This is a genomic window from Polaromonas sp. LjRoot131 (genome assembly GCF_964252805.1).
Classification (GTDB): domain Bacteria; phylum Pseudomonadota; class Gammaproteobacteria; order Burkholderiales; family Burkholderiaceae_C; genus Polaromonas.
This window is the reverse complement of the sequence record NZ_CAXUPF020000005.1, coordinates 359,950-385,340: the sequence shown is the minus strand read 5'-3', so window position 1 is coordinate 385,340 and position 25,391 is coordinate 359,950. Positions and strand designations below refer to the sequence as shown.

The 25,391-nt window shown below is 66.2% G+C and carries 26 protein-coding genes and 1 pseudogene; 7 read left to right on the top strand and 20 right to left on the bottom strand.

Going from position 1 to position 25,391, the window contains the following annotated elements:
* The first annotated feature begins 5 nt into the window (after window positions 1-5).
* The 7 genes and pseudogenes from ACSQ27_RS22045 (at window position 6) to flgL (ending at window position 9,862) form a co-directional block, all read left to right on the top strand.
* Window positions 6-1,139: a flagellar basal body P-ring protein FlgI gene (locus ACSQ27_RS22045; RefSeq protein WP_436157629.1), complete on the top strand. Its 1,134-nt coding sequence runs from the start codon at window positions 6-8 to the stop codon at window positions 1,137-1,139.
* Window positions 1,139-2,122, top strand: a complete 984-nt coding sequence (gene flgJ / locus ACSQ27_RS22040; protein ID WP_436157628.1) for a flagellar assembly peptidoglycan hydrolase FlgJ — start codon at window positions 1,139-1,141, stop codon at window positions 2,120-2,122. The genes ACSQ27_RS22045 and flgJ overlap by 1 nt, the downstream gene beginning before the upstream one ends.
* Window positions 2,123-2,175: 53 nt before the next feature.
* Window positions 2,176-3,879, top strand: coding sequence for a methyl-accepting chemotaxis protein (locus tag ACSQ27_RS22035; RefSeq protein ID WP_436157627.1), 1,704 nt, complete (start codon window positions 2,176-2,178; stop codon window positions 3,877-3,879).
* Between the two features lie 174 nt (window positions 3,880-4,053).
* Window positions 4,054-5,778 (top strand): methyl-accepting chemotaxis protein, encoded by a 1,725-nt coding sequence (locus ACSQ27_RS22030; protein ID WP_436157626.1) that lies wholly within the window; start codon window positions 4,054-4,056, stop codon window positions 5,776-5,778.
* A 245-nt stretch (window positions 5,779-6,023) separates the two neighbouring features.
* Window positions 6,024-6,227 (top strand): annotated as a pseudogene (locus tag ACSQ27_RS22025) (methyl-accepting chemotaxis protein); the annotation flags it as partial.
* 357 nt (window positions 6,228-6,584) lie between these two features.
* Window positions 6,585-8,576 (top strand): flagellar hook-associated protein FlgK, encoded by a 1,992-nt coding sequence (gene flgK, locus ACSQ27_RS22020; RefSeq protein WP_436157625.1) that lies wholly within the window; start codon window positions 6,585-6,587, stop codon window positions 8,574-8,576.
* A gap of 68 nt (window positions 8,577-8,644) precedes the next feature.
* Entirely contained in the window at window positions 8,645-9,862 is a 1,218-nt protein-coding gene (gene flgL / locus ACSQ27_RS22015) for a flagellar hook-associated protein FlgL (RefSeq protein WP_436157624.1), read from the top strand.
* Here flgL and ACSQ27_RS22010 read toward each other — a convergent pair.
* From ACSQ27_RS22010 to fliF, 20 genes are all read right to left on the bottom strand, one after another.
* Window positions 9,849-10,337, bottom strand: coding sequence for a hypothetical protein (locus ACSQ27_RS22010; protein WP_436157623.1), 489 nt, complete (start codon window positions 10,335-10,337; stop codon window positions 9,849-9,851). The genes flgL and ACSQ27_RS22010 overlap by 14 nt on opposite strands.
* Window positions 10,338-10,459: 122 nt before the next feature.
* Window positions 10,460-10,975, bottom strand: coding sequence for a hypothetical protein (locus tag ACSQ27_RS22005; protein ID WP_436157622.1), 516 nt, complete (start codon window positions 10,973-10,975; stop codon window positions 10,460-10,462).
* Window positions 10,976-11,061: 86 nt separating this feature from the next.
* Window positions 11,062-11,415, bottom strand: coding sequence for a DUF6973 domain-containing protein (locus tag ACSQ27_RS22000; protein WP_436157621.1), 354 nt, complete (start codon window positions 11,413-11,415; stop codon window positions 11,062-11,064).
* A 3-nt stretch (window positions 11,416-11,418) separates the two neighbouring features.
* A complete protein-coding gene (locus ACSQ27_RS21995) occupies window positions 11,419-11,850 on the bottom strand; it encodes a hypothetical protein (RefSeq protein WP_436157620.1) in 432 nt (143 codons plus the stop codon).
* Between the two features lie 49 nt (window positions 11,851-11,899).
* Window positions 11,900-12,616 (bottom strand): hypothetical protein, encoded by a 717-nt coding sequence (locus ACSQ27_RS21990; protein WP_436157619.1) that lies wholly within the window; start codon window positions 12,614-12,616, stop codon window positions 11,900-11,902.
* Window positions 12,617-12,660: 44 nt separating this feature from the next.
* Complete coding sequence (locus ACSQ27_RS21985; protein ID WP_436157618.1) at window positions 12,661-13,032, bottom strand: hypothetical protein; 372 nt, start codon at window positions 13,030-13,032, stop codon at window positions 12,661-12,663.
* Entirely contained in the window at window positions 13,032-13,676 is a 645-nt protein-coding gene (locus ACSQ27_RS21980) for a hypothetical protein (RefSeq protein ID WP_436157617.1), read from the bottom strand. The genes ACSQ27_RS21985 and ACSQ27_RS21980 overlap by 1 nt, the downstream gene beginning before the upstream one ends.
* Window positions 13,677-13,928: 252 nt before the next feature.
* Window positions 13,929-14,723: a flagellar biosynthetic protein FliR gene (fliR, locus tag ACSQ27_RS21975; protein WP_436157616.1), complete on the bottom strand. Its 795-nt coding sequence runs from the start codon at window positions 14,721-14,723 to the stop codon at window positions 13,929-13,931.
* A gap of 20 nt (window positions 14,724-14,743) precedes the next feature.
* Complete coding sequence (fliQ, locus tag ACSQ27_RS21970) at window positions 14,744-15,013, bottom strand: flagellar biosynthesis protein FliQ (protein ID WP_436157615.1); 270 nt, start codon at window positions 15,011-15,013, stop codon at window positions 14,744-14,746.
* A 10-nt stretch (window positions 15,014-15,023) separates the two neighbouring features.
* Window positions 15,024-15,800 carry a flagellar type III secretion system pore protein FliP gene (fliP, locus tag ACSQ27_RS21965; RefSeq protein WP_436157614.1) on the bottom strand — a complete coding sequence of 259 codons (777 nt, stop codon included), beginning with the start codon at window positions 15,798-15,800 and terminating at the stop codon, window positions 15,024-15,026.
* A gap of 1 nt (window position 15,801) precedes the next feature.
* Entirely contained in the window at window positions 15,802-16,299 is a 498-nt protein-coding gene (fliO, locus tag ACSQ27_RS21960) for a flagellar biosynthetic protein FliO (RefSeq protein WP_436157613.1), read from the bottom strand.
* Window positions 16,296-16,751, bottom strand: a complete 456-nt coding sequence (fliN, locus tag ACSQ27_RS21955; protein ID WP_436157612.1) for a flagellar motor switch protein FliN — start codon at window positions 16,749-16,751, stop codon at window positions 16,296-16,298. The genes fliO and fliN overlap by 4 nt, the downstream gene beginning before the upstream one ends.
* A complete protein-coding gene (gene fliM / locus ACSQ27_RS21950; protein WP_436157611.1) occupies window positions 16,744-17,748 on the bottom strand; it encodes a flagellar motor switch protein FliM in 1,005 nt (334 codons plus the stop codon). The genes fliN and fliM overlap by 8 nt, the downstream gene beginning before the upstream one ends.
* Window positions 17,749-17,798: 50 nt before the next feature.
* On the bottom strand, window positions 17,799-18,287 hold the full coding sequence (gene fliL, locus ACSQ27_RS21945) for a flagellar basal body-associated protein FliL (RefSeq protein ID WP_436157610.1): 489 nt from the start codon (window positions 18,285-18,287) through the stop codon (window positions 17,799-17,801).
* A gap of 124 nt (window positions 18,288-18,411) precedes the next feature.
* Complete coding sequence (locus tag ACSQ27_RS21940; RefSeq protein ID WP_436157609.1) at window positions 18,412-19,785, bottom strand: flagellar hook-length control protein FliK; 1,374 nt, start codon at window positions 19,783-19,785, stop codon at window positions 18,412-18,414.
* Between the two features lie 26 nt (window positions 19,786-19,811).
* Window positions 19,812-20,267 (bottom strand): flagellar export protein FliJ, encoded by a 456-nt coding sequence (gene fliJ / locus ACSQ27_RS21935; protein ID WP_436157608.1) that lies wholly within the window; start codon window positions 20,265-20,267, stop codon window positions 19,812-19,814.
* Window positions 20,268-20,306: 39 nt separating this feature from the next.
* The gene (gene fliI, locus ACSQ27_RS21930; RefSeq protein WP_436157607.1) at window positions 20,307-21,740 is read right to left on the bottom strand and encodes a flagellar protein export ATPase FliI; all 1,434 of its coding nucleotides are present in this window, start codon (window positions 21,738-21,740) and stop codon (window positions 20,307-20,309) included.
* On the bottom strand, window positions 21,733-22,527 hold the full coding sequence (locus ACSQ27_RS21925) for a flagellar assembly protein FliH (protein ID WP_436157606.1): 795 nt from the start codon (window positions 22,525-22,527) through the stop codon (window positions 21,733-21,735). The genes fliI and ACSQ27_RS21925 overlap by 8 nt, the downstream gene beginning before the upstream one ends.
* Window positions 22,520-23,515 (bottom strand): flagellar motor switch protein FliG, encoded by a 996-nt coding sequence (fliG, locus tag ACSQ27_RS21920; RefSeq protein WP_436157605.1) that lies wholly within the window; start codon window positions 23,513-23,515, stop codon window positions 22,520-22,522. Before fliG ends, ACSQ27_RS21925 begins: the two co-directional genes overlap by 8 nt.
* Window positions 23,505-25,196 (bottom strand): flagellar basal-body MS-ring/collar protein FliF, encoded by a 1,692-nt coding sequence (fliF, locus tag ACSQ27_RS21915; RefSeq protein ID WP_436157647.1) that lies wholly within the window; start codon window positions 25,194-25,196, stop codon window positions 23,505-23,507. Before fliF ends, fliG begins: the two co-directional genes overlap by 11 nt.
* Between the last annotated feature and the right edge of the window lie 195 nt (window positions 25,197-25,391).

Below are 25,391 nucleotides of genomic sequence, written 5' to 3'. Positions count from 1 at the left end.
CGACCATGATGCGCACCACACCGAAACTTCCATCCCTGGGCCTGCTGGCCCTGAAGCTGTGCCTGCTGCTGCCGGTCCTGGCCATGGCGCCCGCACAAGCCGAACGCCTCAAGGACCTCGCCAGCATCCAGGGCGTGCGCGACAACCCGCTGATAGGCTACGGCCTGATGGTGGGCCTGGACGGCAGCGGCGACCAGACCATGCAGACGCCTTTCACCACCCAGAGCCTCAACAACATGCTGGGCCAGCTCGGCGTGACGGTGCCGCCCGGCACCAATATGCAGCTCAAGAACGTGGCGGCCGTGATGGTGACCGCCGTGCTGCCGCCGTTTGCGCGGCCGGGCCAGGCCATCGACATCACCGTGTCCTCGCTGGGCAATGCCAAGAGCCTGCGCGGCGGTACGCTGCTGATGACGCCGCTCAAGGGCGCGGACGGCCAGGTCTATGCGCTGGCGCAGGGCAATATGGTGGTCGGCGGCGCGGGCGCCTCGGCCAGCGGCAGCCAGGTCAAGGTCAACCAGCTGAGCTCGGGCCGCATCCCGGCCGGTGCCATCGTCGAGCGCGCGGTGGAATCGCCGCTGGGCGGCGACGGCACGCTGATGATTGAACTCAACAAAACCGATTTCGGCACCGCGCAGAAAGCCGTGGACGCGATCAACCGCAGCTTCGGCCCCGGCACCGCGCAGGCGCTGGACGCCCGCGTGATCCAGGTCAGCGCGCCGGCCCGGCCCGAGGAGCGTGTCGGCTTCCTGGCCCGCATCGAAGACCTCGACGTGAACCCCTCGCAGGCCGTGGCCAAGGTGGTGATCAACGCGCGCACCGGCTCGGTGGTGATGAACCAGACGGTGCGCATCAACGACTGTGCGGTGGCGCACGGCAGCCTCTCGGTGGTGATCAACACCGAACCGGTGATCAGCCAGCCCGGCCCCTTTTCGGGCGGCAACACCGTGGCGGCCCAGCGCTCGCAGATCGAGCTGAGCCAGGGCGGCGGCGCGCTGCAGGTCGTCAAGGGCGGTGCCTCGCTGGCCGACGTGATCAAGGGCCTCAACGCGCTGGGTGCCAACCCGCAGGACCTGGTGTCCATCCTGCAGGCCATGAAGGCCGTGGGCGCGCTGCGCGCCGAACTCGAGATTATTTGATGCGCGACGCCAGCCTTGCCAACCTCAACGGCATGAACCTGCCGGCCGCCGGCGTGCTCGACCAGCGCCTGTCGCTGGACGTGCAGGGCGTGGACGAGCTGCGGCGCACGGCACGCGCCTCCCCGCAGGAAGGCATGAAGCAGGCCTCCAAGCAGTTCGAGGTCATGTTCATGAACATGGTGCTCAAAAGCATGCGCGAGGCCACGCCCTCGGACGGCCTGTTCAGCAGCCAGTCCGAAAAGATGTACACCTCCATGCTGGACCAGCAGCTGTCGCAAAACCTCTCGGGCCGCGGCCTGGGCCTGGCCGATGCCATGTACGCGCAGCTGAGCCGCATGGCCGGCGGCGAGGCGGCGGCGCCGCAAGCCGGCGGCCTGCCCATGCTCGTCCTCCCCGGCGAGGCCGGCGCGGTGGCGCCCAAATCCCGCCCGCTGCCGCAGGCCTCTGCGACTGTGGGCCGCGCGCCCGACCTGTCGCTGTATGAAGAAGCCACCGCGCAGGCGACGCTGAGCCGCAGCGCGCTGCCGCAGGCGCACGTCGAGGCCTTTGTCTCGCGCCTGCTGCCGGCCGCGCAGCGCGCCAGCGAAGCCAGCGGCGTGCCGGCGCAGCTGATCATGGCGCAGGCGGCGCTGGAGTCCGGCTGGGGCAAGCGCGAGATCCGCATGGAAGACGGCAGCAGCAGCTTCAACGTCTTCGGCATCAAGGCCGACCGAAGCTGGAAGGGCCCCGTGGCCGAAACCGCCACGACCGAATTTGTCAACGGCGCGCCGCAGAAAACACGCGCCGCCTTCCGCGCCTACGGCTCTTATGACGAAGCCTTTGCCGACTACGCGAAATTCCTCTCGAACAACCCGCGCTATGCCGGCGTGGTCGCCACGCGCGACCCGGCCGAGGCGGCCCACGGCCTGCAGCGCGCCGGTTATGCGACCGATCCCGAGTACGGCGGAAAACTGGTGCGCATCATGCGGCAGATGAACACCTGACACCGGCCACAAGCACACGCCAGCACACACAAGCCCCACACACAAAGACGCCCATGATCATCCGCAATTTCAAGATCGGAACACGTTTAGGCCTGGGCTTCGCCCTGGTGCTGCTGTTCCTCACCGCCATCGCGGCGCTGGGCATCTGGCGCCTGCAGGGCGTAGGCCACGCCACCAGCGACATGGCCAGCCGCGCGCTGGTCAAGGAAAGGCTGGCGGCCGACTGGCTGGTGGCCACCAGCACCAACAGCGTGCGCACCTTCGCGCTGGTCAAGACCAGCGACCCGCGCGACCAGGAATACTTCCAGAAGGCGATTTCGAAAACCAGCCTGGCGATCACCGAGACCTCGGGAAAGCTGCTGGCCATGCTGGAAACGCCCGAGGAAAAAAAGCTCTACGAAGACAGCCTGACGAAGCGCAGTGCTTACATCGGCATCCGCGCCGCGGCGCTCAAGCTCAAGGCCGAGGGCCAGGCCGAGCAGGCGCTGGAAATGGTCGACAGCAAACTGGTGCCGGCGCTGGAAGCCTATGACGCCAGCATCAAGGCCATGCTGTCTTTCCAGAAAGCCAACATCGACAAGACCGTGAGCGCCATCGACCTGCTGTACCGCTCAAGCCGGCTCAGCCTGGGCGCCATGGCGCTGGCGGCCCTGGCGCTGGGCGGCCTGCTGTCCTGGTGGCTCACGCTGGGCATCACCCGCCCGTTGGGCCGCGCCCTCAAGGTCGCGGAAACCGTGGCCGCCGGCGACCTGACCAGCCGCATCGTGGTGGGCAGCCAGGACGAGACCGGCCAGCTCATGCAGGCGCTCAAGAACATGAACGACAACCTGGTCGGCATCGTCGGCAATGTGCGCAGCGGAACCGACACCATCGCGACGGCTTCCAGCCAGATTGCGGCAGGCAACCACGACCTGTCGTCCCGCACCGAACAGCAGGCCAGCTCGCTCCAGGAGACGGCGGCCTCGATGGAAGAGATCACCTCCACCGTCAAGCAGAACGCCGACAACGCGCGCCAGGCCAACCAGCTCGCGGCCTCGGCCTCCAGCATTGCCGTCAAGGGCGGCGGTGTGGTCGCGGGGGTGGTGGACACCATGGGCGCGATCAATGCGTCGTCCAAAAAAATCGTCGACATCATCAGCGTGATTGACGGGATTGCCTTCCAGACCAATATCCTGGCTTTGAACGCAGCGGTGGAAGCCGCGCGGGCCGGCGAGCAGGGCAGGGGCTTTGCGGTGGTGGCGGCCGAAGTGCGCAACCTGGCCCAGCGCAGCGCTGCGGCTGCCAAGGAAATCAAGACCTTGATAGGCGATTCGGTCGACAAGGTCGAAGAAGGCAGCAAGCAGGTCGCCGAAGCCGGAAAGACCATGGACGAAATCGTCGACAGCGTCAAACGTGTGACCGACATCATGGCCGAGATCACGGCGGCCAGCCAGGAACAGACTTCCGGCATCGAACAGATCAACCAGGCCATCACGCAGATGGACCAGGTCACGCAGCAGAACGCGGCGCTGGTGGAAGAAGCCGCTGCGGCAGCCTCTTCCTTGCAGGAGCAGGCCAGCGGCCTGTCGGAGGCGGTCAGCGTGTTCAAGCTGGACGACGACTTTGCGGTGCAACGGCCCACTGCCGCCATGCGGCCGGCCGCCCCGCTGAGGCAACCGCCGCCGGCTCGGCAGGCCATCGCATCGTCTGGCCGCAAGCCTGTACCAAACAAAAAAGAGGAGCTCGCCATGGCAGGCGACAACTGGGAGACTTTTTAGGGAGCCGATCAAAAAGCCCTCCTGGCGTTGTTGCGCCGCCTTGCCGTGCTGTAGCACTGTCTGCGGCGGCGCGCCTAGCCAGGACCGCTTCGCTGGGCTTTGTGATCGGCTCCCGATGAAAGTGAATTAACTGAGTTCAACGCCCGCATCAGGGGCCCTACAAGGAATAAAAATATGCAGTGGTTTCATCAACTTCGTGTCATGACCAAGCTGGTCGGCAGTTTCCTCATCGTGGCGGCCATTGGTGCCATCATCGGTGGGCTGGGCATTTTCCACATGGGCCGCATCAGCGCCGCCACCGAGGGCCTTTACGGCCGGGATGTGCAGGTGCTCAAGGGCGTGCAGGAGGCCAACATCCACCTGCTCTACGCCAGCCGCGCGCAGATGACGCTGCAGGCGGCCTCGTCCATCGGCGAGCGCAACACCGGCAAAAAAGACATCGCGGCTGCCCTGCAGGGCATTGAAGAGCGCATGGCCGAGGTCAAGCCCCTGCTCGAAGGCGATGAGAAAGGCCTGTCGCTGTACCAGCAGTACGAAGCCAGGATGCCGCACCTCAGGCAGCAGATGACCGAGTTTGTGGCGCTGGTGCTCAAGCAGTCCATGGACTCTTCGCAGTACGACGGCCGCGTGGCCGACGACAGCGCCAGCCTGGTCAAGGAATCCCGCGCGCTGGAAGAAGTGATGCAGAAGCTGGTGGCGCATACCGACCAGTTGGCCCGGGGCAGCATGGAGAATGTGACCGGCACCTACAAGGCCTCGCGCCTGATGATGGTCGTGCTGGTGCTGGGCGGCATCGCCGCCAGCGTGGGCCTGGGCGTGGCCATGGCGCGCATGCTGGGCCTGCAGATTGGCGGTGAGCCGGCTTATGCCGCGACCATCGTGGACCGCGTGGCCGAAGGCGACCTGACGGTGCAGGTGGAACTGCGCAAGGGCGATAGCCGCAGCCTGCTGTATGCCATCCACAAGATGCAGCAGGAACTGGCCCGCGTCATCAGCGAGATCCGGCAGGCCAGCGGCACCATCGCCACGGCCAGCAGCGAGATCGCGGCCGGCAACCATGATTTGTCTTCGCGCACCGAACAGCAGGCGAGCTCGCTCGAAGAGACGGCGGCCTCGATGGAAGAACTCACGGGCACCGTCAAGCAAAACGCTGACAACGCCCGCCAGGCCAACCAGCTGGCGGTGTCCGCTTCCAGTGTGGCCGTCAAGGGCGGCAGTGTGGTCGCGGAAGTTGTGGGAACGATGGGCGCGATCAATGCTTCGTCCAGGAAGATCGTTGACATCATCGGCGTCATCGACGGGATCGCTTTCCAGACCAATATCCTGGCGCTCAATGCCGCTGTCGAAGCCGCGCGTGCCGGCGAGCAGGGCAGGGGCTTTGCCGTGGTGGCCGCAGAAGTGCGCAACCTGGCGCAACGAAGCGCAGCCGCCGCCAAGGAGATCAAGACCCTGATCGGCGACTCGGTCGACAAGGTCGAAGAGGGCAGCAAGCAGGTTGCCGAGGCCGGCAAGACCATGGACGAGATCGTCGACAGCGTGAAGAGGGTGACCGACATCATGGCCGAGATCACGGCGGCCAGCCAGGAACAGACCTCGGGCATCGAACAGATCAACCAGGCCATCACCCAGATGGACCAGGTCACGCAGCAGAATGCGGCCCTGGTGGAAGAAGCCGCTGCGGCAGCGTCCTCGCTGCAGGAGCAGGCCGCCGGCCTGTCGGAAGCCGTCAGCGTGTTCAAGCTCGAAGAAGGCGATGGGCAGGTGCCCGCGCCGCGCCGTCCCGCCACCCCGGTCCGTCCGACGTCAACACCAAGACAGCCGCCCCAGGCCCGCCAGGCCATCGCGCCCCCGCTGGCGGCCGGTGCCGGTGCCGGCGGCGGAAGCTGGGAAACGTTTTAAGCACAGAAGAAACGCAGTTTAAAAAATCCGCGTGGCGTGAACAAATGCTCAAGTTTTGCCAGAACCGGCCGATAAGCAGAGGCGAGGCGTGCCGCGGGCATGGCCTTGCATCAGACAACACCATTGATTTCCAAGGAGTGCGCATGCACGCGACCACAAGCCATCCGGTATCGACTGTTGAAAAATTGCCTCTGACGCTGGGCTACCCCGGTGTGGCGGCGGCCGCCAGGCCGGGCCCCCTGCCCGCTGAAAAAATCGCCGACATCATTGGCGTGATCGACGGCATCGCGCTGCGCACACGCAGCCTGGCCCACAGCGCCGCCGCCGAAGCGGCCCGTGCCGGCGAGCAGGGCCGCGGTTTCGCCGCCGTGGCCGCCGAAGTCAAACACCTGGCCCAGCGCAGCGCGGCGGCGGTCAAGGAAATCAAGGGACTGATTGGCGACTCGGTTTACAAGGCCGGGCAAGCTGATGAGGATCGCCGGCGCGAGTTCGAAGAACGCGCCAAAAGGTGGCAACGTTCGCTGACCGCGTAATTTCTCTCTCGCTCCCTCTCCCTCTGGGAGAGGGCGGGGGGTGAGGGCCGGCGGCGTATCAAACACTACCGATTCTCCAGATCGGGGAGCCCTCACCCTAACCCTCTCCCAGAGGGAGAGGGAATGGGGGAAGGAATGGGCGCAGGAGGGGATTTGATCAGGATTCACCCTCAAGTTTCCCCAGGCCCAGCCGTTATCCCTCTATATATAGACAGCCCGTGAGCGTCACCCGCATTCCCCAGGCGCAACCCGCCGCCGTGAAAGACCCGACTTATGTCCAATAACATGTTCTACACCGGGCTCAGCGGCCTCAACGCGGCCCAGGCCGCGCTGGTGACCACCGGCCACAACACCGCCAACGTCAACACGCCGGGCTACAGCCGGCAGTCGGCGCAGATCGCTTCGGCCGGCGGCACCTACCGCGCGAGTGTCGGTTTCTTCGGCAGCGGCGCCAAGGTGGCCGACGTGACGCGCAGCTACGACGCCTACCTGGCCTCGCAGCTCAACCAGGCGCAGTCGCTGAACCAGTCGCTGACGACCTACTACACGCAGATCAGCCAGATCGACAACCTGCTGGCCAACCAGAAGGCCGGCTTGGCGCCCCAGCTGCAGTCGCTGTTCACCAACATCCAGGCTGTCGCCAACACGCCGGCCGACCCGGCCGCGCGCCAGCAGCTGATCAGCTCCGCCCAGGCCACGGCCAACCAGTTCCGCTCCATGGACCAGTACCTGACCGGCTTGAACAGCACCACCAACGACCAGATCTCCGGCACCGTGGCGCAGATCAACACCTATGCCGAGCAGATCGCCAACCTGAACAAGCAGGTGGCGATGTTCAGCAACGCCTCGGGCGGCCAGGCCCCCAACGACCTGCTGGACCAGCGCGACCAGCTGGTCAACCAGCTGGGCCTGCTGGTCGGCACCAAGCTCGTGGTGCAGGACGGCGGCCAGTACAACATCACCATCGGCAACGGCCAGACCCTGGTGCTGGGCGACAGTGCCACCAAACTCGAGGCCGTGCGCTCCGCCGCCGACCCCAGCCGCATCGCCGTCGCGGCGGTGAACGCGGCCGGCCGCGCCGTCGAGCTGCCCGACAGCATGCTCAGCAGCGCCGGCATGCTGGGCGGCCTGATGCAGTTCCGCAACGAAACCCTGGCCCCCGCGCAGAACGCGCTGGGCCGCATGGCGATTGCCTTGTCGGACGCCTTCAACGCCCAGCACAAGCTCGGTGTCGACCTGAACGGCGCGCTGGGCGGCAACTTCTTCTCGCAGGCCAGCCCCAGCCTGGTGGCGAACAGCCGCAACACCGGCAACCTGGTGATGACGCCTTCGTTCTCCGACAGCAACCAGCTGACCACCAGCGACTACCGCCTCGACGTGGGCGCCGGCCCCAGCTACACGCTGACCCGCCTCTCGGACAACCAGGTCATCCCCATGACCGCGGGTTTCCCGGGCGCCGCGCCCGCGAACACCACGACTTTTGACGGCGTCACGCTCACGCTGGGCAGCGGTGCCGGCGCGCCCGGCGACTCCTTTTTGATCCAGCCGACACGCAGCGGCGCGCGCGACCTTAACGTGCTGGTGACCGACCCGGCCAAGATCGCGGCGGCCTCGCCCATCGTCACCGGCAACACGGCGGCCAACCAGGGCAGCGGCAAGATCAGCGCCGGCAAGGTCGACGCGGCCTACCCCGGTACGCCGCTGGCCGCGAAGGTGACGCTTACTTACGACGGCACCACCAACCAGCTCACGGGTTTCCCGGCGGGCGCGGCCGTCACCGTGACGCGCGCCGACGGCACGCCCGACCCGGCCAGCCCCTATGCGCCCGGCTCACCCGTCAGCTACACGCCAGGCGCGACCCTCAGCTTCAACGGCATCAGCCTGACCATCAGCGGCACGCCTTCCAATGGCGACAGCTTCACCGTGGACAAGAACACCGGCGGTGTCTCCGACGGCAGCAACGCCTTGCTGCTGGGCGCGCTGCAGAACAAAAAAACCATGGGCAACGGCACGGCCAGCTTCAACGATTCGTATGCCCAGCTGGTCAGCAGCGTCGGCAACAAGGCCAGGCAGATCCAGATCGCCGGCACCGCGCAGACCAGCCTGGCCACGCAGATACGCGGCGCCCAGCAGTCGGTCTCGGGCGTCAACCAGGACGAGGAAACCGCCAACCTGCTGATGTTCCAGCAGATGTACCAGGCCAATGCCAAGGTCATCCAAACCGCATCGACGATGTTCGACGCAGTCCTCGGCATCAGCCACTAAGCGCTCACTTACTCACAAGCACAGCACAAGCAAGCAAAGCAGCCTACAAGCGCCACCAGGAGTTCATGATGCGTATCAGCACCCAGTCTTTTTACGAACAAAGCCAGAGCGCCATGGGCTCGCAGCAAAGCAGCCTGCTGCGCGTGCAGCAGCAGATCGGCGCCATGACCAAAATCCTTGCGCCTTCGGACGACCCGCTGGGCGCCACGCGCGCACTCGCGGTCTCGCAGTCCATCGCGCTGAACTCCCAGTACGCCACCAGCCGCAAGCAGGCCGAGCAGATGCTTTCGCTGGAAGAGAATTCCCTGCAAAGCGTGACCACCGTGCTGCAGAACATCAAAAGCCTGCTGGTCGAGGCCGGCAACGGCACCATGACCGACGCCGACCGCGGCACGCTGGCCACCACCTTGCAAAGCGCGTTTGACCAATTGCAAGGCCTGGCCAACAGCGACGACGGCAACGGCCAGTTCCTGTTCGCCGGCTTCAAGAGCGGCAGCCCGCCGTTTGTGAAACAGCCCGACGGCAGCATCCTCTACGCCGGCGACCAGGGCCAGCGCCTGATGCAGGTCGACGTGTCGCGCCAGATGGCCGGCAGCGACGATGGCCGCAGCATTTTCCAGAGCGTGCAGGGCGGCGCGGGTTACGTCAGCGTCGCCCAGGCCAACAACACCGGCAGCGGCGTGTTCAGCGCGACCTCGGTGGTCGACATTGCCAACGCCAACTACGGCAAAGACTTCGTGATCACCTTCACCACGCCGACCACCTACCAGGTCGACACCAACACCGTGCCGCCGGTGTCCATCGTGCCCTCGACCACCTTCACCGCCGGCAGCCCCATCCAGTTCGGCGGCCTGCAGCTCAGCATCACCGGCGCCCCCGCGGCCGGCGACAGCTTCCATGCCTCCACCGCCAAGAATGCCGGCACCGACGTCTTCGCCACCATCAGCGCCGCGATCACCGCTTTACGCTCCCCGGTCGACGGCGCCGGCCCGGCCGCGCAGTCCAAACTGCTCAACGCCCTGAGCACTGCCAACCGCAAAATCACCAACACCCACGACAACGTGCTCACGGTGCGCGCCTCGGTCGGCACCCGCCTGCAGGAACTCGACGCCCTGGGCGACACCGGCGACACCCGCGCCCTCTACGACAAAAGCTACCTCTCGGACCTGCAAGACCTCGACTACGCCAGCGCGATCGCCGAGTTCTACCAGCGCCAGACCGCGCTGCAGGCCAGCCAGCAGACTTTTGTGCGGATTCAGCAGATTGCTTTGTTTAACTATTTGTAGGGCGGATGGCGGGTGTAGCCCGTTTGGGCGCGGACTTCTTTAGCGCCTGATATTCGCCATTGGCGTCTTCCAGAAACAGCTTGCCTGTTCCCAGGTCTACCAGCATAGTGAATCGGCGTTCAAAACGGTTCAGCCTGTCTACGTAGACAGTTACAGGCTGATGGCATTTGCCTTTCCATAACTCCGGTTGATCGATGCCGAGGCGGTCTAGGTAGACGACGCGACCCACCGGCTTCGCCTGCCTTGCCTGGCGTTGAACGGTTTTGAACGCGTCGGTGCGTTCCACAAGCCTTCGCGCTTTTTGTTGGGCGGCTTCGGAAAAGATGCAAACGGGCTTGGCAGAGGCCTCAGCCGCCGGACTTGCCGCGGCCTTTTCGTTGGGCTTCGCTATTGAGGATGCGGCATGCGCAAAAATGAGAAGTGCAAGGGCAATGTTGACGGAGGAAATCCGGCTTCGAAGAATTTCAAATTTCATGCTGCCCCCTCCTTTGGTCTTCACGTCATCCCGAAGAGTTATCGCACTTCAAGCCCAATTAGGCGTCATCCCTTGCCGCGCGGCTCTGCCCGGAGAAGTTTCACTCATGATGCTCTTCCAAGTCAATTGGAAACGGCCTTAACAGCAGCGCGACCTAGTCGCAGTACCAGCACCAAAAATACTGCCGCCACCAGACCACCGACACCGGCCTGCATCCAGAAATCAGGGGTCAGCTTGCAGCTTTCAAGGTCAAAGGCCTTCGCAAGTGCCGAGCCGACGGGGTCGGCTTTGCAAAACTCCTCTTGGGGGTTGTGAAGCAAGGCCACAATCGCCAGGAAAAAAGCGGCCGCTTGGGAGAGCGCAATGGCGATCATGTCTGCCAGAGTCGGTCTTTTACCGCTCAATGCGGCAATGACCAGCGAGACCGCCATACCTACCGCTATAGCCAGCAAGGCTGCCACCATCATCTCGGACGATGTACCGAAACCAGGAAATCGCGTCAACACCACCGTGAGGTTTACTTGAGAAAGCAGGTGCAGGCATGCGACCGTCACGATGTTGGGGGTTAGCAGCAAGGCAAGGCACATGAAGGCCAGCGGCTTGAATGAACCCGCGCGGCTATCTGGAAGCATTGGCACGATCGATCAACTTCCTTGCTGGATTGGATTTGCTGGCTAGTGTGCCGCAGTTATGAGTTCGGATGATCAGGTGCTCGCCACATCGTCTACTGCCAGTTGGCGGCCAGCACAGGTGCAAGGGCCGCTAGCTGGGCGGCTGACAGGTCCATCTGCCCCATGACCGGCGGCGCAGATTCCGCCATGGCGTTGTTGTGATAGTCAATTGCATGTTGTGCAGCGTTTTGAGGATTCGCCCCAAAATCCATAAACTCGTGACCGTCGAGAACTGCTCTTGCCAAAGGCTGTCCCAGCCGTCTTGTGAGTTCTGCAGCCCAAAGCAGATGTCGATATGCATCTGCAGGACCATCTGTTCGTCCAGGAAGTCCTGAGTAGGACATTTCTTGGATAGATTGCTTGGCTGCGGGGGTAAGAACTGCTAAATACTGATCAAAAAGTCCCATTTTTTACTCCAGAAAAATATTGGTTGGTTTAGTGGCGCATTTAAGTGCCTCTTTAGAAACGGAAAAATCAATAATTCCCCCCGTAGCCTTGGACCGCTCGATTTCCTCGTCGTCCATCAGTACTCGCCAAGTAGGTTTCGCTTGAGTTCGTGCGGAGATCGCTATTTCCGGATGAGCAGCATTGGAGAAACGTAGAACGTAGAACGTCAACGCGTTTGGCGCTAGCGAAGCCTCTTCAGTAACGCCCGATACTGGTGTGTAAAAAGTAAAAAGAAATTTGCCGCTTGGTTCTGTGTCAATTGAGTGCAGTCGCATGCCGCAGGTGCCATCTGCGCGTACAGTAAAAATGTATGAATGCTTGAGTGCCAGCCAAAGCGGGAACAACAACGCGGCAATGGTTAAGTAAAGAAGTAAATAGCTTGATTTGCGCTTCATATGGAAGACCTGTATTGCCGATGTGAAAACTACTCTAGGAGTTGGGTGTTTAGCGCGAGGACGTGTCGAAGGAGCCTTCACGGCTTGCGCCTGGCGTCCGGGCATGCTGGGCTTGCACGGGACTGAGAGCGAGGAACTCGAGCGCCAGGAGGATCAGTAGAGGTTTTGTGAAGATATTCATGGGTTCATTCCTGTAAAAAGGAGGTGAGTCTGAATGCGGATCGGGTAGGGGATATCCGCTTCTTGTCGCCGGCTGCGGCGTGAGGCTCAGGAAAGACAAGGCCACTGCCTCATCGATGCCGGTGCCAGCCACCTGAACCGGCTTCCTGGGCCCAGGCGCCGGCCTGGGCGCAATCGGCGGATAAATCCTCAGCCGCACCAGGTGGTTGCTGGTCGGGTAGACATACTCAAACAACTCCACGCGGCTGTTCTGGAAAACCACCTGGATGCCGCTGGTGGGATAAATCCCGTTGAGCCTGGATTTGATGGGCGCGGCCGTTTCAAATCGGCGGCCGCCCAGCACCCATTTCAGGGTCATGCCTTCGGGTAGCACTTCCATCGTTGTGATCGCATAGCCGCCCAGGCACTTCCCATCACTACCCTTGGCCGGAGCGGGGAGCGGCGGAATCGCCCACAGGGCGCCGCCGTAGTTGATGCGGATCTCCGACACCGAGGTGGTTTCCATGTTGCAGAAATAAACCTTGTACTGGGCCTGCGGTTTTGTCGCGCAACCCGGAAGCCCAGCGGTGCAGGCGGCGACCAGCAACACAAGAAGGGCGCGGCGCCAGCTCGCCGTTCCGAGAGGTCTGTTCATGGCTTCTCCTCACAAGCGCTTTGCGCAGACATGCGAGTGCACTGCCCAGGCACCACACTTAGCCAGCCATTGGCATCCAGCGCCAGGCAGTCGTCCTGCGGGACCAGCAGGCTGACCTCTATCAAAAAACGTTTGACGGGCGCCTCGAGCGGCGACGCCCGCGGGCGGCGCAGTTCATAGCACAGCGTGAATTTCTCCAGGCGCTGGCCTGGGGGGATGGCCGGCAAGGCCTTGGTTTGAAGTTCGGCTCCATCGCCGACGGGAGCCAGCACCTGGACGGCGGCCGCGCAACCGGTCAGGGCCATGGTGATGCTCATTTGCAGGGCGGCGAGCACGGCGCGGCGGGCCAGAGTGTTGTGCATCTTCATCAGGCCCGCTCCCCAAAGCTGCGCACGGGGCCGGGCTCGGTCATCGGCTTGGTCGCCGGACAGCCGGCCAGCGCCAGGTCCAGCTCGGTGGCCAGGGTGCTGACGGGTGTGTAGAGCGGGTACCTGGCCTTCACGTCGCGCAGGACGCGGCCCAAAGCTTCGTCGGCGCTGTGGCCGGGCAGCCAGCCGTTGACCAGCAGGGTGTCGAGGTCGTTGCCCTGGTGGCCGAGTACCGCAGAGACTGCATAAAGCGTCGGGCTGGGCTTTCGGGTGCTTCCCGGTTTGCTTGCGGTGCATGCACCCGGCGGCAGGACGATGTCGGTCACCGTGGTTTGTGCGACCGCATGGCCCGGGTATTTCTCAAGCGCCAGGCGCGTGAAGATGCCGATGGCTTCGTCGACGCTGCTGGCCGACTGCATGGAATGGACCAGCCTGAAGGTGAAGTCCTGCACGCCTTCGCGCAGGATGGCGGAGACCAGGTAGTGGGTCTTGGGCGTGGCTTTTGTGGCGGGTTTCCTGGCGTTTGGCCCGGCCGCCCGGCTGACGCCCGGCAGGAGCAGGCCCATGCTGAGCCAGCCCGCATGCGCGAGCCATGCCCGCCTGGCGCGTGTGGCTTGTTTCCCCTTGCCTGTGTGTTTCCTCATGACTCCCCCGTTCCCCGGAAAACTCCCGCCGCTTTGCCCGTGGGGCAAGGCCCATGGCGATCACGTGTGTGGGGAGGTGCTTTGGCTGTGCCGGTAGCTGCCCGCCGCATGGTGGGTCGGGCTTTTGGTGGCGACGCTGAACGGTATGCGAGCGAGCGAGGGAGGCCGGCGCGGATTGTCCGCGCGCGGTCATTGTTTGTGGGATTTATCGAAACCAGGTGCTTAAAACCCGGTCTGTGCCCGCGAACCCTGCTACTGGCGCAAACCCTGCAAAAACCCCATCGTTCCCGCGAACGCCGCGGCAAAACGCGGCTCCAGGAAGGGCGCGAGGTATTGCATCAGCAGCTGCAGCATGGCGATGCCAGCCAGCAGCGTGATGGGGAAGCCGACCGCAAAAATGCTGAACTGCGGCGACACGCGGTTCAGGATGCCCATGGCCAGGTTGAGCGTGAGCAGGGTGGCGATCAGGGGAAGGGCCAGCATCAGGCCGCTCGCAAAAATGTCGCCGCCGGCGTTGGCCAGCAGGAACCAGCCGCCGGCCGTCAGCGGTGCATCGGAGATCGGCAGGGCCTGGAAGCTTTCGGCCAGCACCATGACCAGCATCAAATGGCCGTCGACCGCGAGAAAAATCAGCATGGCCATGACGTTGAGCAGGCGGGCGATGACCATGGTGTTGCCGCCGCTGGTGGGGTCGAAGAAGGACGCGAAGGAGAGGCCCATCTGCAGGCCGGCGTATTCACCGGCGGCCTGCACGCCCGCGAAGACCAGGCGCATCGAAAAACCCATGGCCGCGCCTATCAGGATTTGCTGGACCAGGATCCAGAAGCCGGCGGCGGAGACCAGGGGCACGGCGGGCATGGCGCCCAGCGTGGGCGCGACGACGAAGGCCAGCAGCGCGGCCAGCGCGACCTTGGCGCTGCGCGGCACGGCGCCTTCGCTGAAGATAGGCGCCGTGCTGATGAGCGCCAGCATGCGCACAAAAGGCCACAGAAAAAACACCAGCCAGAGGTTGAGCTGGCCGGAGGTGGCCGAAAAAACCGGCTGCATGGGCTTCTCGTGGCGCCGGGTCAGCCGACGATCTGCGGAATCGAGGAAAACAGGTTGCGCATGTAGTCGAGCACGATGCCCAGCATCCAGGGCCCGGCGATCACCAGCGTGGCGAAGACGGCCAGCAGCTTGGGTATGAAGGACAGCGTCATCTCGTTGATCTGGGTGGCGGCCTGGAACAGGCTGATCAGCAGGCCGGTGACCAGGGCCACCAGCAGCAGCGGCGCGCCCAGCAGCAATGAGAGTTTCATGGCCTCATAGCCCAGTGCCATGACGGATTCGGGAGTCATGTTTCGCTACCTATAGATAAAAGCTCTGCGCCAGCGCGCCTATCAGCAGCTGCCAGCCGTCGACCAGCACAAACAGCATGAGCTTGAAGGGTAATGAGATGGTGGCCGGGGGCACCATCATCATGCCCATGGACATCAGCACGCTGGCCACCACCAGGTCGACGATGAGGAAGGGGATGAAGATGGTGAAGCCGATCTGGAAGGCGGTCTTGAGTTCGCTGATCACAAAGGCCGGCAGCAGGATGCGCAGGCTCACCTGCTCGGGGCCTTCGAGCTTCTCGATGTTGGCGAGCCGGGCGAACAGGGCCAGGTCGGCTTCGCGAGTCTGCTTGAGCATGAACTGCTTGAAGGGCTCGACGCCGCGTTCCAGCGCCTGCTCGGCGCTGATCTTGTTCTCGGCGAAAGGTTTGTAGGCGCTGGCGTGTACCTTGTCGAAGACCGGCGACATCACAAAAAAGGTCAAAAACAGCGAGAGGCCCACCAGCACCTGGTTGGGCGGCGAGGACTGCGTGCCGATGGCGGTGCGCAGCAGGCCCAGCACGATCAGGATGCGGGTGAAGCTGGTCATGGACAGCAGCAGCGCGGGCAAAAAAGACAGCGAGGTCAGCAGCACCAGGGTCTGCACGCTGAGCGACCAGGTCTGGCTGCCGCCCGGGCCCTTGGTGCTGGTGATGCCGGGCAGGCCCTGGGCCGATGCGGCCTCTGGCAGCAGCACGAGGGCGACCACGATGAACGCGGGCAGCAGCAGGGCCGCGCCGGCGCGCAGGCTGGCAAACTTGTTCTTCATCTCAGTCGCGTTTCTTGAGCTTGTTCAGCGATTCGAGCAGCTTGTTCGAGAAAGCGCTGCCGGGGCCGGTGAAGCGCTGGGGCGCGGGCGCCGCGTCGCTGTCGGGAAGGTTGCCAGGCAGGCTTTGCGCGGGCATGGTGTGCAGCGCGCGCACCTGGCCGGCCGCCACGCCCAGCACCAGCCACTGGCCGCCGACCTCGACGACGACCACACGTTCGCGCTGGCCGACCATGGCGCTGGAGACGACCTTGAGCAGGCGGCCGCTGCCGCCGGCCTGCAGGCCGAAGCGCCGCGCCAGCCAGGCGCAGCCGAAAATCATCGCGACCACAAAGGCCAGGCCCAGGCCGGCCTGCAGCAGGCCTGCCGCGCCGAAGGACGCGCGCACGGGCTCGGCGGCGGCCGCGGGCACGGTGGGCAGCACCGCGCCGGCCGACAGGCAGAGGCCGGCCAGCAGCAGGGCCGCAAGCCCTCGAACCACGGTGCGGAATACAGGCTTCATCGGTTCAGCTTCTGCATGCGTTCGGACGGCGTGATGATGTCGGTCAGGCGTATGCCGAACTTGTCGTTGACGACGACCACCTCGCCCTGCGCGATCAGGTAGCCGTTGATGAAGACGTCCATGGGCTGGCCGGCCAGGCCGTCGAGCTCGACGACCGAACCTTGGGACAGCTGCAGCAGGCTCTTGATGGTGATGCGCGTGCGGCCCAGCTCGGTGGTCAGCTGCACCGGCACGTCAAGCACGCGGTCTATGTCGCCGCGCGCGATCTCGAAGGCGGCATTGCCCTGCAGCGGCTGGAACACGCGTTCACCGGCCGCGGTGGAGGGGGGCGGCGCGGGCGGAGGAGGTGGAGGAGGCGGCGCGGCGGCGGCGCTGGACTGCGCCTGCTCGGCGAGCGCGCTGCCCCAGTCGTCGGCGTCGGCCGCCGGCTGCTCTTTGCTGTCTTCACTCATGGTCTTTTCCCTTGCTGGAGTCGCTGTCCTGGTGGTGGATCATTTTTTCCACGCGCAGGGCATAGTGGTTGTTGGAGGTGCCGTAGCCGCATTCCATGACGGGCACGCCGTTGACCTTGCCGATGATGGTGTCCGGGATCTCGACGGGCAGCACGTCGCCGGCCTGCAGCCTGAGCAGCTGGCCTATGCTGGACTGCAGGGTCAGGAAGTGGGCGCGCAGCTCGACTTCGGCGCTCTGCACCTGCTGCGAGAGCTGCTTGACCCAGCGCTTGTCGATCTCGATCTCGTCCTGCAGCGGATTCGACAGCAGGTCGCGTATCGGCTCGATCATGGAATAGGGGATGCAGACATTGAGCGCCCCGCCTATGGGGCCGAACTCGATCTGGAAGGTGGTGTTGATGACCACCTCGTTGGGCGCGACGATGTTGGCCAGCTTGGCGTGCATCTCGGCGCGCACGTATTCGAACTCGAGCGGGTAGACCGGCTGCCAGGCGCCGCCGTAGCTCTCCAGCGTGAGGTTGAGCAGGCGCTTGATGATGCGCTGCTCGGTCTGCGTGAAGTCGCGGCCCTCGATGCGCACGTGGTAGCGGCCGTCGCTGCCGAACAGGTTGTCGACGACCAGGAACACCAGCTTGGGGTCGAACACGAACAGCGCCGTGCCGCGCAGCGGCTTCATGTGCATCATGTTGATGTTGGCCGGCACCGGCAGGTGGCGTATGAAGTCGCCGTATTTCTGGATCTGCACTGCGCCGACCGAAATGTCGGCGCTGCGCCGCATGAAGGTCAGCAGCGCGCCGCGCAGGTGGCGCGCGAAACGCTCGTTGATGACCTCGAGCGTGTGCATGCGGCCGCGCACGATGCGCTCGTCCGTGCCGAGGTTGTAGGTCGGCGGGCCCGCGGGGGCGGGCGGCTGCGGGCTGGCCGTGCCGGCGTCACCGGTGACGCCCTGCAGCAGCGCATCTACCTCGTCCTGCGAGAGCTGCTGTTCATAGGCCATGGGCGGATTTCATTGGGCGGCGTTCTGGCGAATAGGTGCAGGCGATGCGCTTACTGCAGCATGAAGGTGGTGAACATCACGCTGGAGATCTTCAGCGAGGGCAGGTTGGGCACCAGGGGCTGGTTCAGCGCGGCCATGATCTCGGCGGCGAGTTTGGCTTTTTCCTCGGGCGTGATCAGCGCGTCGGAGGCGCGGTTGGACAGCACCGTGAGCAGGCGGCTGCGCACTTCGGGCAGGTACTGGGTGACCAGGGCCTGGGATTTGGCGTCGGGCACTTTCAGCGTGACGGCCGCATGCAGGAAGCGGCTGCGGCCGCCCGGCTGCAGGTTGACGGTCATGGGCTCCAGCGCCACGAAGAGCGGCGCGGCCGGCAAGGTAACGGCGGGCGTGGCCTGGGCATTGCGCTGGTTGCTGAGGTACCAGGTCGCGCCGGCGGCCGCGGCGGCGGCCAGGGCCGACAGGGCGATCAACAGGGCGATGAGCTTGGGCGAGGGCTGGCGCGAGGTGAGGGTCTTCGCTGGGAGTGTGCTGGTAGCCATGGCGGTGTGGGGTTGGGTTGGTCAATCGATTGTTGGGTAAAACGCCGGCCCTGCATCGCCGGAGCAGCAGGGGGAAAACGCTTCAACTTCGGCATTTGGCGGCCGGTATCCGCCGCGCGGGTGTTCAGGCGTAGGTGTCCACCTTGCCGCGCGGGTGCACCGGCGCGGCGGCCGTGGGCGCCGGCGCCGCCGCATCGGCCGGCAGGTAGCCCGGCTGGGTGCGCTGGCTTTGCGCGCCCGACTGGCCGGGCCGGCCGTCCTGGCCCTGGGCGAAGGCGGGCTGCTGCTGGCTGCCGGAATTGACCGAGGTGTCGCCCAGGCTGATGCCGTTGTCGGCCAGCGTGCTGCGCAGCTGCGGCAGCGCGGCTTCGACGGCGGCGCGCACCGAGGCGTGGGCGGACACAAACATCGCCTGGACCTGGTTGTCGTTCAGGCTCAGCGTGACCTTCAGCGGCCCCAGGCCCGGCGGGTTCAGCTGGAGCTCGGCCACCTGCTCGCCGGCCTTGCCCATGTGCAGCATCTGCCGGCCCAGGGCCTGGCCCCATTCGCCGCTGCCGACTTCGGGGGTGAGTGCTGCCTGACTTGGCAAGGGCGCTGCGGGCTGGCCGGCAGCCTGGGCATGGCCGTGCGCCGGAGCGCTTGCCGTGCCGATCGTGAAACCTTGGGCCGCGGAGGGTGCATCGGTTGCAGCGACCTGGCTGGCGGCTGCCGGGGCTGCGCTGACGTTGGCAGTTGCCGGGCCGGCTGCGTCGTTGGCCGCCGCCATGGCGGGCGCCTTGGGTGCGCCGGGCTTTTGTTCGACGCGCGTGTCGGTGCCGGGAATCTCGCGTGCTTCGCCGCCAGGCCGCTCATCGTGTGCTGAAAATTGTTTCGCCTGGCCGGCATCGGATGCGGCGGCCGGTGCGATGGTTTTGCCGGCGGGCAAATCCAGGGCCGCTTCATCGGCTGCGGACGCAAGGGCCGTGGGCGCAGAAACCGGCCCCCGGTCTTTGGTGGGTGCAAGGGGCGCACCGGCGGCGAGCAGGGCTTGCGGCGCGGCGGCTTCGGCATCGCCAGCCAGGGTCGCATCGTTCGCGGCCACGGTGGCGGCAGCCGGTGCGGCGGCGGCGGTCGAGGCCTCCGCCGCGGCCGTGACGCTCAGGGGCGCGGCCGCGCTGCCGCCGGCTGCGGCGGCAGTACCGGCCTCGGCGCCTGCCGCCTTGGCCATGCGGGTTTCCAGCGGCATAAACAGCAGCGCCGCGGTATTGATCGCTTCGGGCGCGTCGGATTTTTTGTCGTCGATGATGCGCTTGACGGGCACGGAGGCCGCCGGTTTGCCGCCGGCCTTGGCGAGTGCTTCACCGGAAGCCGCAAGCGAGCGCGACAGCACGTCGCCAAAACTGTCGCCGTCGCCCTGGGCGGCTTCATCGCCGCGGCTGGACGCTGCGGAAGAGGCCGAGGATGCGTTGCCGGTTGGCGCCGGGGCGGGGGCTGAGAGGGTAGGGGGGAGCAGGGACATGGCGGTTTCTCGAGAGGTCTATCTATCTAGTGGCCCAGCAGGCTGGCACGCATGTAAAACTGGCGGGCACTGCGCTCGTCGCTGTCGCGCTGCTCGCGCTTGTGCTGCACGGCCATTTCCTGCAGGCGCACACGGCCGGCCAGGGTGTCGAAGGAGTTGAGGCGGCGCTGGCTGTTCTGCCAGTCGCCGCGGCCGGTCGCCAGCCGCGTGTCGGCCTGTACCGTCACGGCGCGCTGTTGCTCGATGGCGGCGTCCAGCGTGGCGATGAAGTTGCGGAAGTTGCGCAGCTGCGCGGCGGGTACGCCCGAACCCATCTGCACCTGCAGCTGGTCCAGGTATTCCTGGCGGTAGCGCTGCAGCATCTCGAGTTTTTCGGCCGCACTGGTGCGCGCGGTCTGCAGCTGGCCCAGGCGGCGCGTGGCTTCGTCGGTCTTGTTCTGCGCCAGTTCGATCAGCGTGGCGAGCGGTAGCTTGTTGGGCATGACGGGATTCCTGGGTTGGGGTGTCGGTTAAGGAAGAACTCAGGTCTGGAAGATGGCATTGAGCTGGGCCGTGGCGTCGGCGTGGCCCACGCGTTCTTCCATGGTCTGCTGCAGAAAGGCCTCTATCCGGGGGTACAGGGCGATGGCCTGGTCCAGCTGCGCGTCGTGGCCGGGGGCGTAGGCGCCCACGCTGATCAGGTCGCGGTTGCGCTGGTAGCGCGACAGGGACTGCTTGAAGCTGCGCACGGCCTGGAATTGTTCGGGGGTGATCAGCGCCGTCATGGCGCGGCTGATGGAAGCTTCGATGTCGATGGCCGGGTAGTGGCCGGATTCGGCCAGGCTGCGCGAGAGCACCACGTGGCCGTCGAGAATGGCGCGCGCCGAGTCGGCGATCGGGTCCTGCTGGTCGTCGCCTTCGGTCAGCACGGTGTAGAAGGCGGTGATGGAGCCGCCGCGGCCTTGCGCATCGCGCGCGCCGTTGCCGGCGCGCTCCACCAGCGCGGGCAGCTTGGCGAAGACCGAGGGCGGGTAGCCCTTGGTGGCGGGCGGTTCGCCCACGGCCAGCGCGATCTCGCGCTGTGCCATGGCGTAGCGCGTGAGCGAGTCCATGATCAGCAGCACGTTCTTGCCTTCGTCGCGGAAGTACTCGGCCAGGCAGGTGGCATAGGCCGCGCCCTGCAGGCGCAGCAGCGGCGAGGTGTCGGCCGGTGCCGCCACCAGCACGGCGCGCGCCATGCCTTCCTCGCCCAGGGTGTTCTCGATGAAGTCCTTGACCTCGCGGCCGCGCTCGCCGATCAGCCCGACGACGATGACGTCGGCGCTGGTGTAGCGCGCCATCATGCCCAGCAGCACGCTCTTGCCGACGCCGGAGCCGGCGAACAGGCCCATGCGCTGTCCGCGCCCGACGGTCAGCAGCGCGTTGATGGCGCGCACGCCGACGTCGAGCACGCTGTCGATGGGCGCGCGGGTCAGCGGGTTGATGGGCTTGGCGGCCAGCGGCACTTCGCGCGAAAAATCCAGCGGGCCGCGGCCGTCCAGCGGCCGGCCGGCGGCGTCGACCACGCGGCCCAGCATGCCGGCGCCCACCGGCAGGCGTTTGGTGCGCGGGCCCAGGCCGCCGGCATGGCCCGCGGGTGACTCCAGCGCGTAGACGCGGGCGCCGGGCAGCAGGCCGTCGACCTCGCTTTGCGGCATCAGGAAGATGCGGTCGCCGGCGAAGCCGACGACTTCGGCCTCGGCGGTTTTTTGCGGATAGCCGGGCGGCAGCTCGATCAGGCAGTCGCTGCCGACCGGCAGGCGCAGCCCGACGGCTTCCAGCACCAGGCCGACGGCGCGCGTGAGCCGGCCGTAGCTGCGCACCGGCACGCTTTGCGCCACCGAGGCGCGCGCCTCGTCGAGCGCGCCATGCCAGGCGCGCAGCGGCGCGGTGGCCGGAGCGGCAGGAACAGCGGCTGCGACGGGCAGCTCAGACATGGATGGCCACCGGCGTGTGCATGGCGGTTTTCACCAGGGCCGCGGTGACGCGTTCCCAGCGGCCCGGCAGGCTGGCGTCCTGTTCGCCGCTGGCCGCCAGCACGCGGCAGCCGCCGCGCTGGCAGGCGGCGTCGCTGCGTATGCGCCAGCCGGCGGCCTGCAGGTCCTCGGCCAGGTGCTGGCGCACCAGTGCCGCGTCGTCGGGGTGCAGCACCAGCTGCGGCGAGCCGCTCAGGGCCGGCTCGGCCTGCAGCAGTTCGCGCACCACGGGCAGGATGGCGCCGGTGTCCAGCGCCAGCGCCTGGCCCAGCACCTGGCGCGCGATGTCCAGCGCCAGGGCCAGCAGGTTTTCGGAAATCTCGTGCTCGGCGCCGCGCAGCGCGGCCGGCAGCGCCAGGGCCAGCGCGCGCAGCTGCGCGGCTTCCGCATGGACTTCGGCCATGGCCTGGTCGCGGCCTGCCGCATGGCCCCGGTCATAACCCTGGCGAAAGCCTTCGGCCTCGCCGGCCTGCAAAGCCTGCAGGCGCAGCTGGGCCAGCTCGACGTCGTTGATCAGCACCTCGGGCTTGAGCGGCGCGACCACGGGCGCCGGTTTGGGTTCGGGGGGAAGCGCCGGCGCCGCATCCGATTCCTGCGCGATGGCCGTCATCTCCCAGCGCTCCCAGGCGGTGAGCGCTTCCTTGGTGCCGTTGGCCCGGCGCGCGTAAGGCGGCTCGGTGGCTGGCCTGTCCGCGGCGGCGCGCGGCGGCAGATGCGTGAGAGATGTAAGAGGGGGCCGGCTATACATAGGAGTCGTTCCCCGGGCCGCCGAGCACGATCTCGCCGGCGTCCGCCAGGCGGCGCACGATCTGCAGGATGCTCTTCTGTTCGTTCTCGACCTGCGAGACGCGCACCGGGCCGCGCATCTCGATGTCCTCGCGCAGCATCTCGGCGGCGCGCTGCGACATGTTCTTGAGGAATTTCTCGCGCAGTTCCAGCGGCGCACCCTTGAGCGCGATGATGAGCGACTCCGACTCGACTTCCTTGAGCAGCAGCTGCACGCTGCGGTCCTCGAGCTCGAGCAGGTTCTCGAACAGGAACATCTCGTCGATCATCTTCTGCGCCAGCGCCTCGTCGTGCTCGCGCACGTGCTTGATGACACTCTCCTCCTGCGCGCTGCTCATCATGTTGACGATCTCGGCGGCCGCGCGTATGCCGCCCAGGCGGCTGCGTTTCACGCCCTCGCCGGACAGCATGTCGGTGAGCACGTCGGTCAATTCCTTGAGGGCGGCCGGCTGCACGCCGCCGAAGGTGGCCACGCGCAGCACGGCGTCGTGGCGCACGCGCTCGGGCAATTGCTCCAGCACGTCGGCGGCCTTGTCGCGGTCCAGGTGCACCAGCAGCGTGGCGATGATCTGCGGGTGCTCGTCGCGGATCAGCTCGACGACTTCGGTGGCCTCGAGCTGGTTCAGCCGGTCTATGCCGCTGGTCGAGCTGTCGGGCTGGGAAATGCTTTCGAGCAGGTCGGCCGCGCGGGTGTTGCCCAGGGCCTTGTTGAGCACGGCGCGCAGGTAGCTGCCGGCATCGACGTGGGTGGCCGAGTACTGCTCGGTTTCCTCGCGGAACTCGCGCAGCACCTCGCCGACCTCGTCGCGCCTGACCTGCGCCAGCCCGGCCATGGCCCGGCCCAGGGTGTGGACCACGTGCTGCGGCAGGTGCTGCAGCACGCTGCCGGCGCCGGCCTCGCCGAGCGACATCAACAGAATGGCGCTTTTGCGCGTACCTTCATCCACCATTTTTTTCCGTCCAGTGTTTGATCAGCATGGCCACCATGGCCGGCTCCTTGGCCGCCATCTCCTGCGCGTACTGCAGATTGGCCTGGTGACGCCGGTTGCGCTGCTCCTGCTGTTCGCGGGCCTGGGCCTGCTGTTCGGCGGTTTCGCCGTCGGCGGGTTCGCTGTCCAGGCCCGCCGTTCCCGCCGCCAGCCCCGCCGCCGAGGCCGGCTGCAGGTGCTTGCGCAGCAGCGGCCGCAGCACGGCCAGCCACAGGTAGAGGGCGAGCAGGCCGAGCAGCAGGTACTTGATGGAGGACTTGGCGATCTCGACGTTCTCGGGCTGGCGCCACAGCGGCAGCTCGGGTGTTTCGGTGTCGGCCGCGAAGAGGCTGTTGACGACGTTGAGCGAGTCGCCGCGTTCGGCGCTGAAGCCCATGGCCTGGCGCGCCAGGTTGCGAACCTGCTCGAGCTCGGCGGCCGTCAGTGCCGCGCGCTTGCCGGCGGCGGCGCCGTTTCCGCGGTAGTTGACGACCACCGCGACCGACAGGCGCTTGATGCCGCCGGCCCCTTGCTGGGTGTGGCGTATGGAGCGATCGACTTCGTAGTTGGTGGTGACATCCTTGCGCGAATTGCCGCCGGCGCTGCGCGGGGCCGCGCCCGCCGCGCCGGCCGAGCCGAGTTCGGCGCTCATCTTGAGCTGGGCGCCGGGTGCCGCGCCGGGCGGGCTGGCTTGCTTGATCTGCGACGGTGCGGTGATGGGAGCGACCGGGTCGGGCGGCGGCTGGTTGGTCAGCGCGCCGGGCACGCCGGTGGCCGGGCCGTTGCCCCCCTGGCCGGATTCGCTGGACTGCTGGCTGCGGATGGCGGCCGTGCCGGGTTCCTGGTTGGGCCGGAATTTTTCGTCGGTATTCTCGACGATGGAGAAGTCGATGTCGGCGGCGACCTGCGCATGCACATTGCCGGCGCCGAGTATGGGCTGCAGGATGGCTTCGATGCGGCGGATGTAGCCCTGCTCTATTTCTTGTGTGTACTTGAGCTGGCTGACGTCCAGGCCGCGCGTGCCGGCATTGGCCGCCGAGAGCAGGTTGCCGGCCTGGTCGACCACGGTGATGCTTTTGGCCGAGAGTTCGGGCACGCTGCTGGAGATCAGGTGCACGATGGCGCTGACCTGGCCTTCGTCGATGCTGCGGCCGCGGTGCAGGCTCAGCACCACGGAGGCGCTGGGTTTTTTCTGGTCGCGCACGAACAGCGAGGGCTTGGGCAGCGCCAGGTGCACGCGCGCCGATTCAACGGCGGAGATGGAATTGATGGAGCGCGCGAGCTCGCCTTCCAGCGCGCGCTGGTAGTTGACCTGTTCGGCGAACTGGCTGGTGCCGAACTTCTGGGCGTCCATCAGTTCGAAGCCGACGGTGCCGCCCTTGGGCAGGCCCTGGGCAGCCAGGCGCAGGCGCGCCTCGGGCACCTTGTTGGCGGCCACCAGCAGCGCGCCGCCGCCCTCGGTGAACTTGTAGGGGATGTTCATCTGCTGCAGCGAGGCGATGATGGCGCCGCCGTCGCGGTCGGACAGGTTGCTGTAGAGCACGCCGTAGTCGGGTGCGCGGCTCCAGAGCCACAGCGCCGCGATGGCGGCCACCGCGGCGGACGCGCCGATCATCAAGGGCAGGCGCGGGTTGGCGCGCAGCTGCTCCAGCCAGGGCGGCATCCTGGACGGGGCCGCCTCGGCGCCCAGCACGGCGGAGTTCACGCGCTCACCCGGCTACCGCGGCGTTGAGCCGGGGCTGGCCTGGAGGCTGGCGGCGCATGCGGCCGGGCGTGGGGGCTGAAACAACAGTTGGCATACAACAGGTCTTATTCAAAGGCGAAAAAGTCGACCGGCATGGCGGGCATGGAGGTGCAC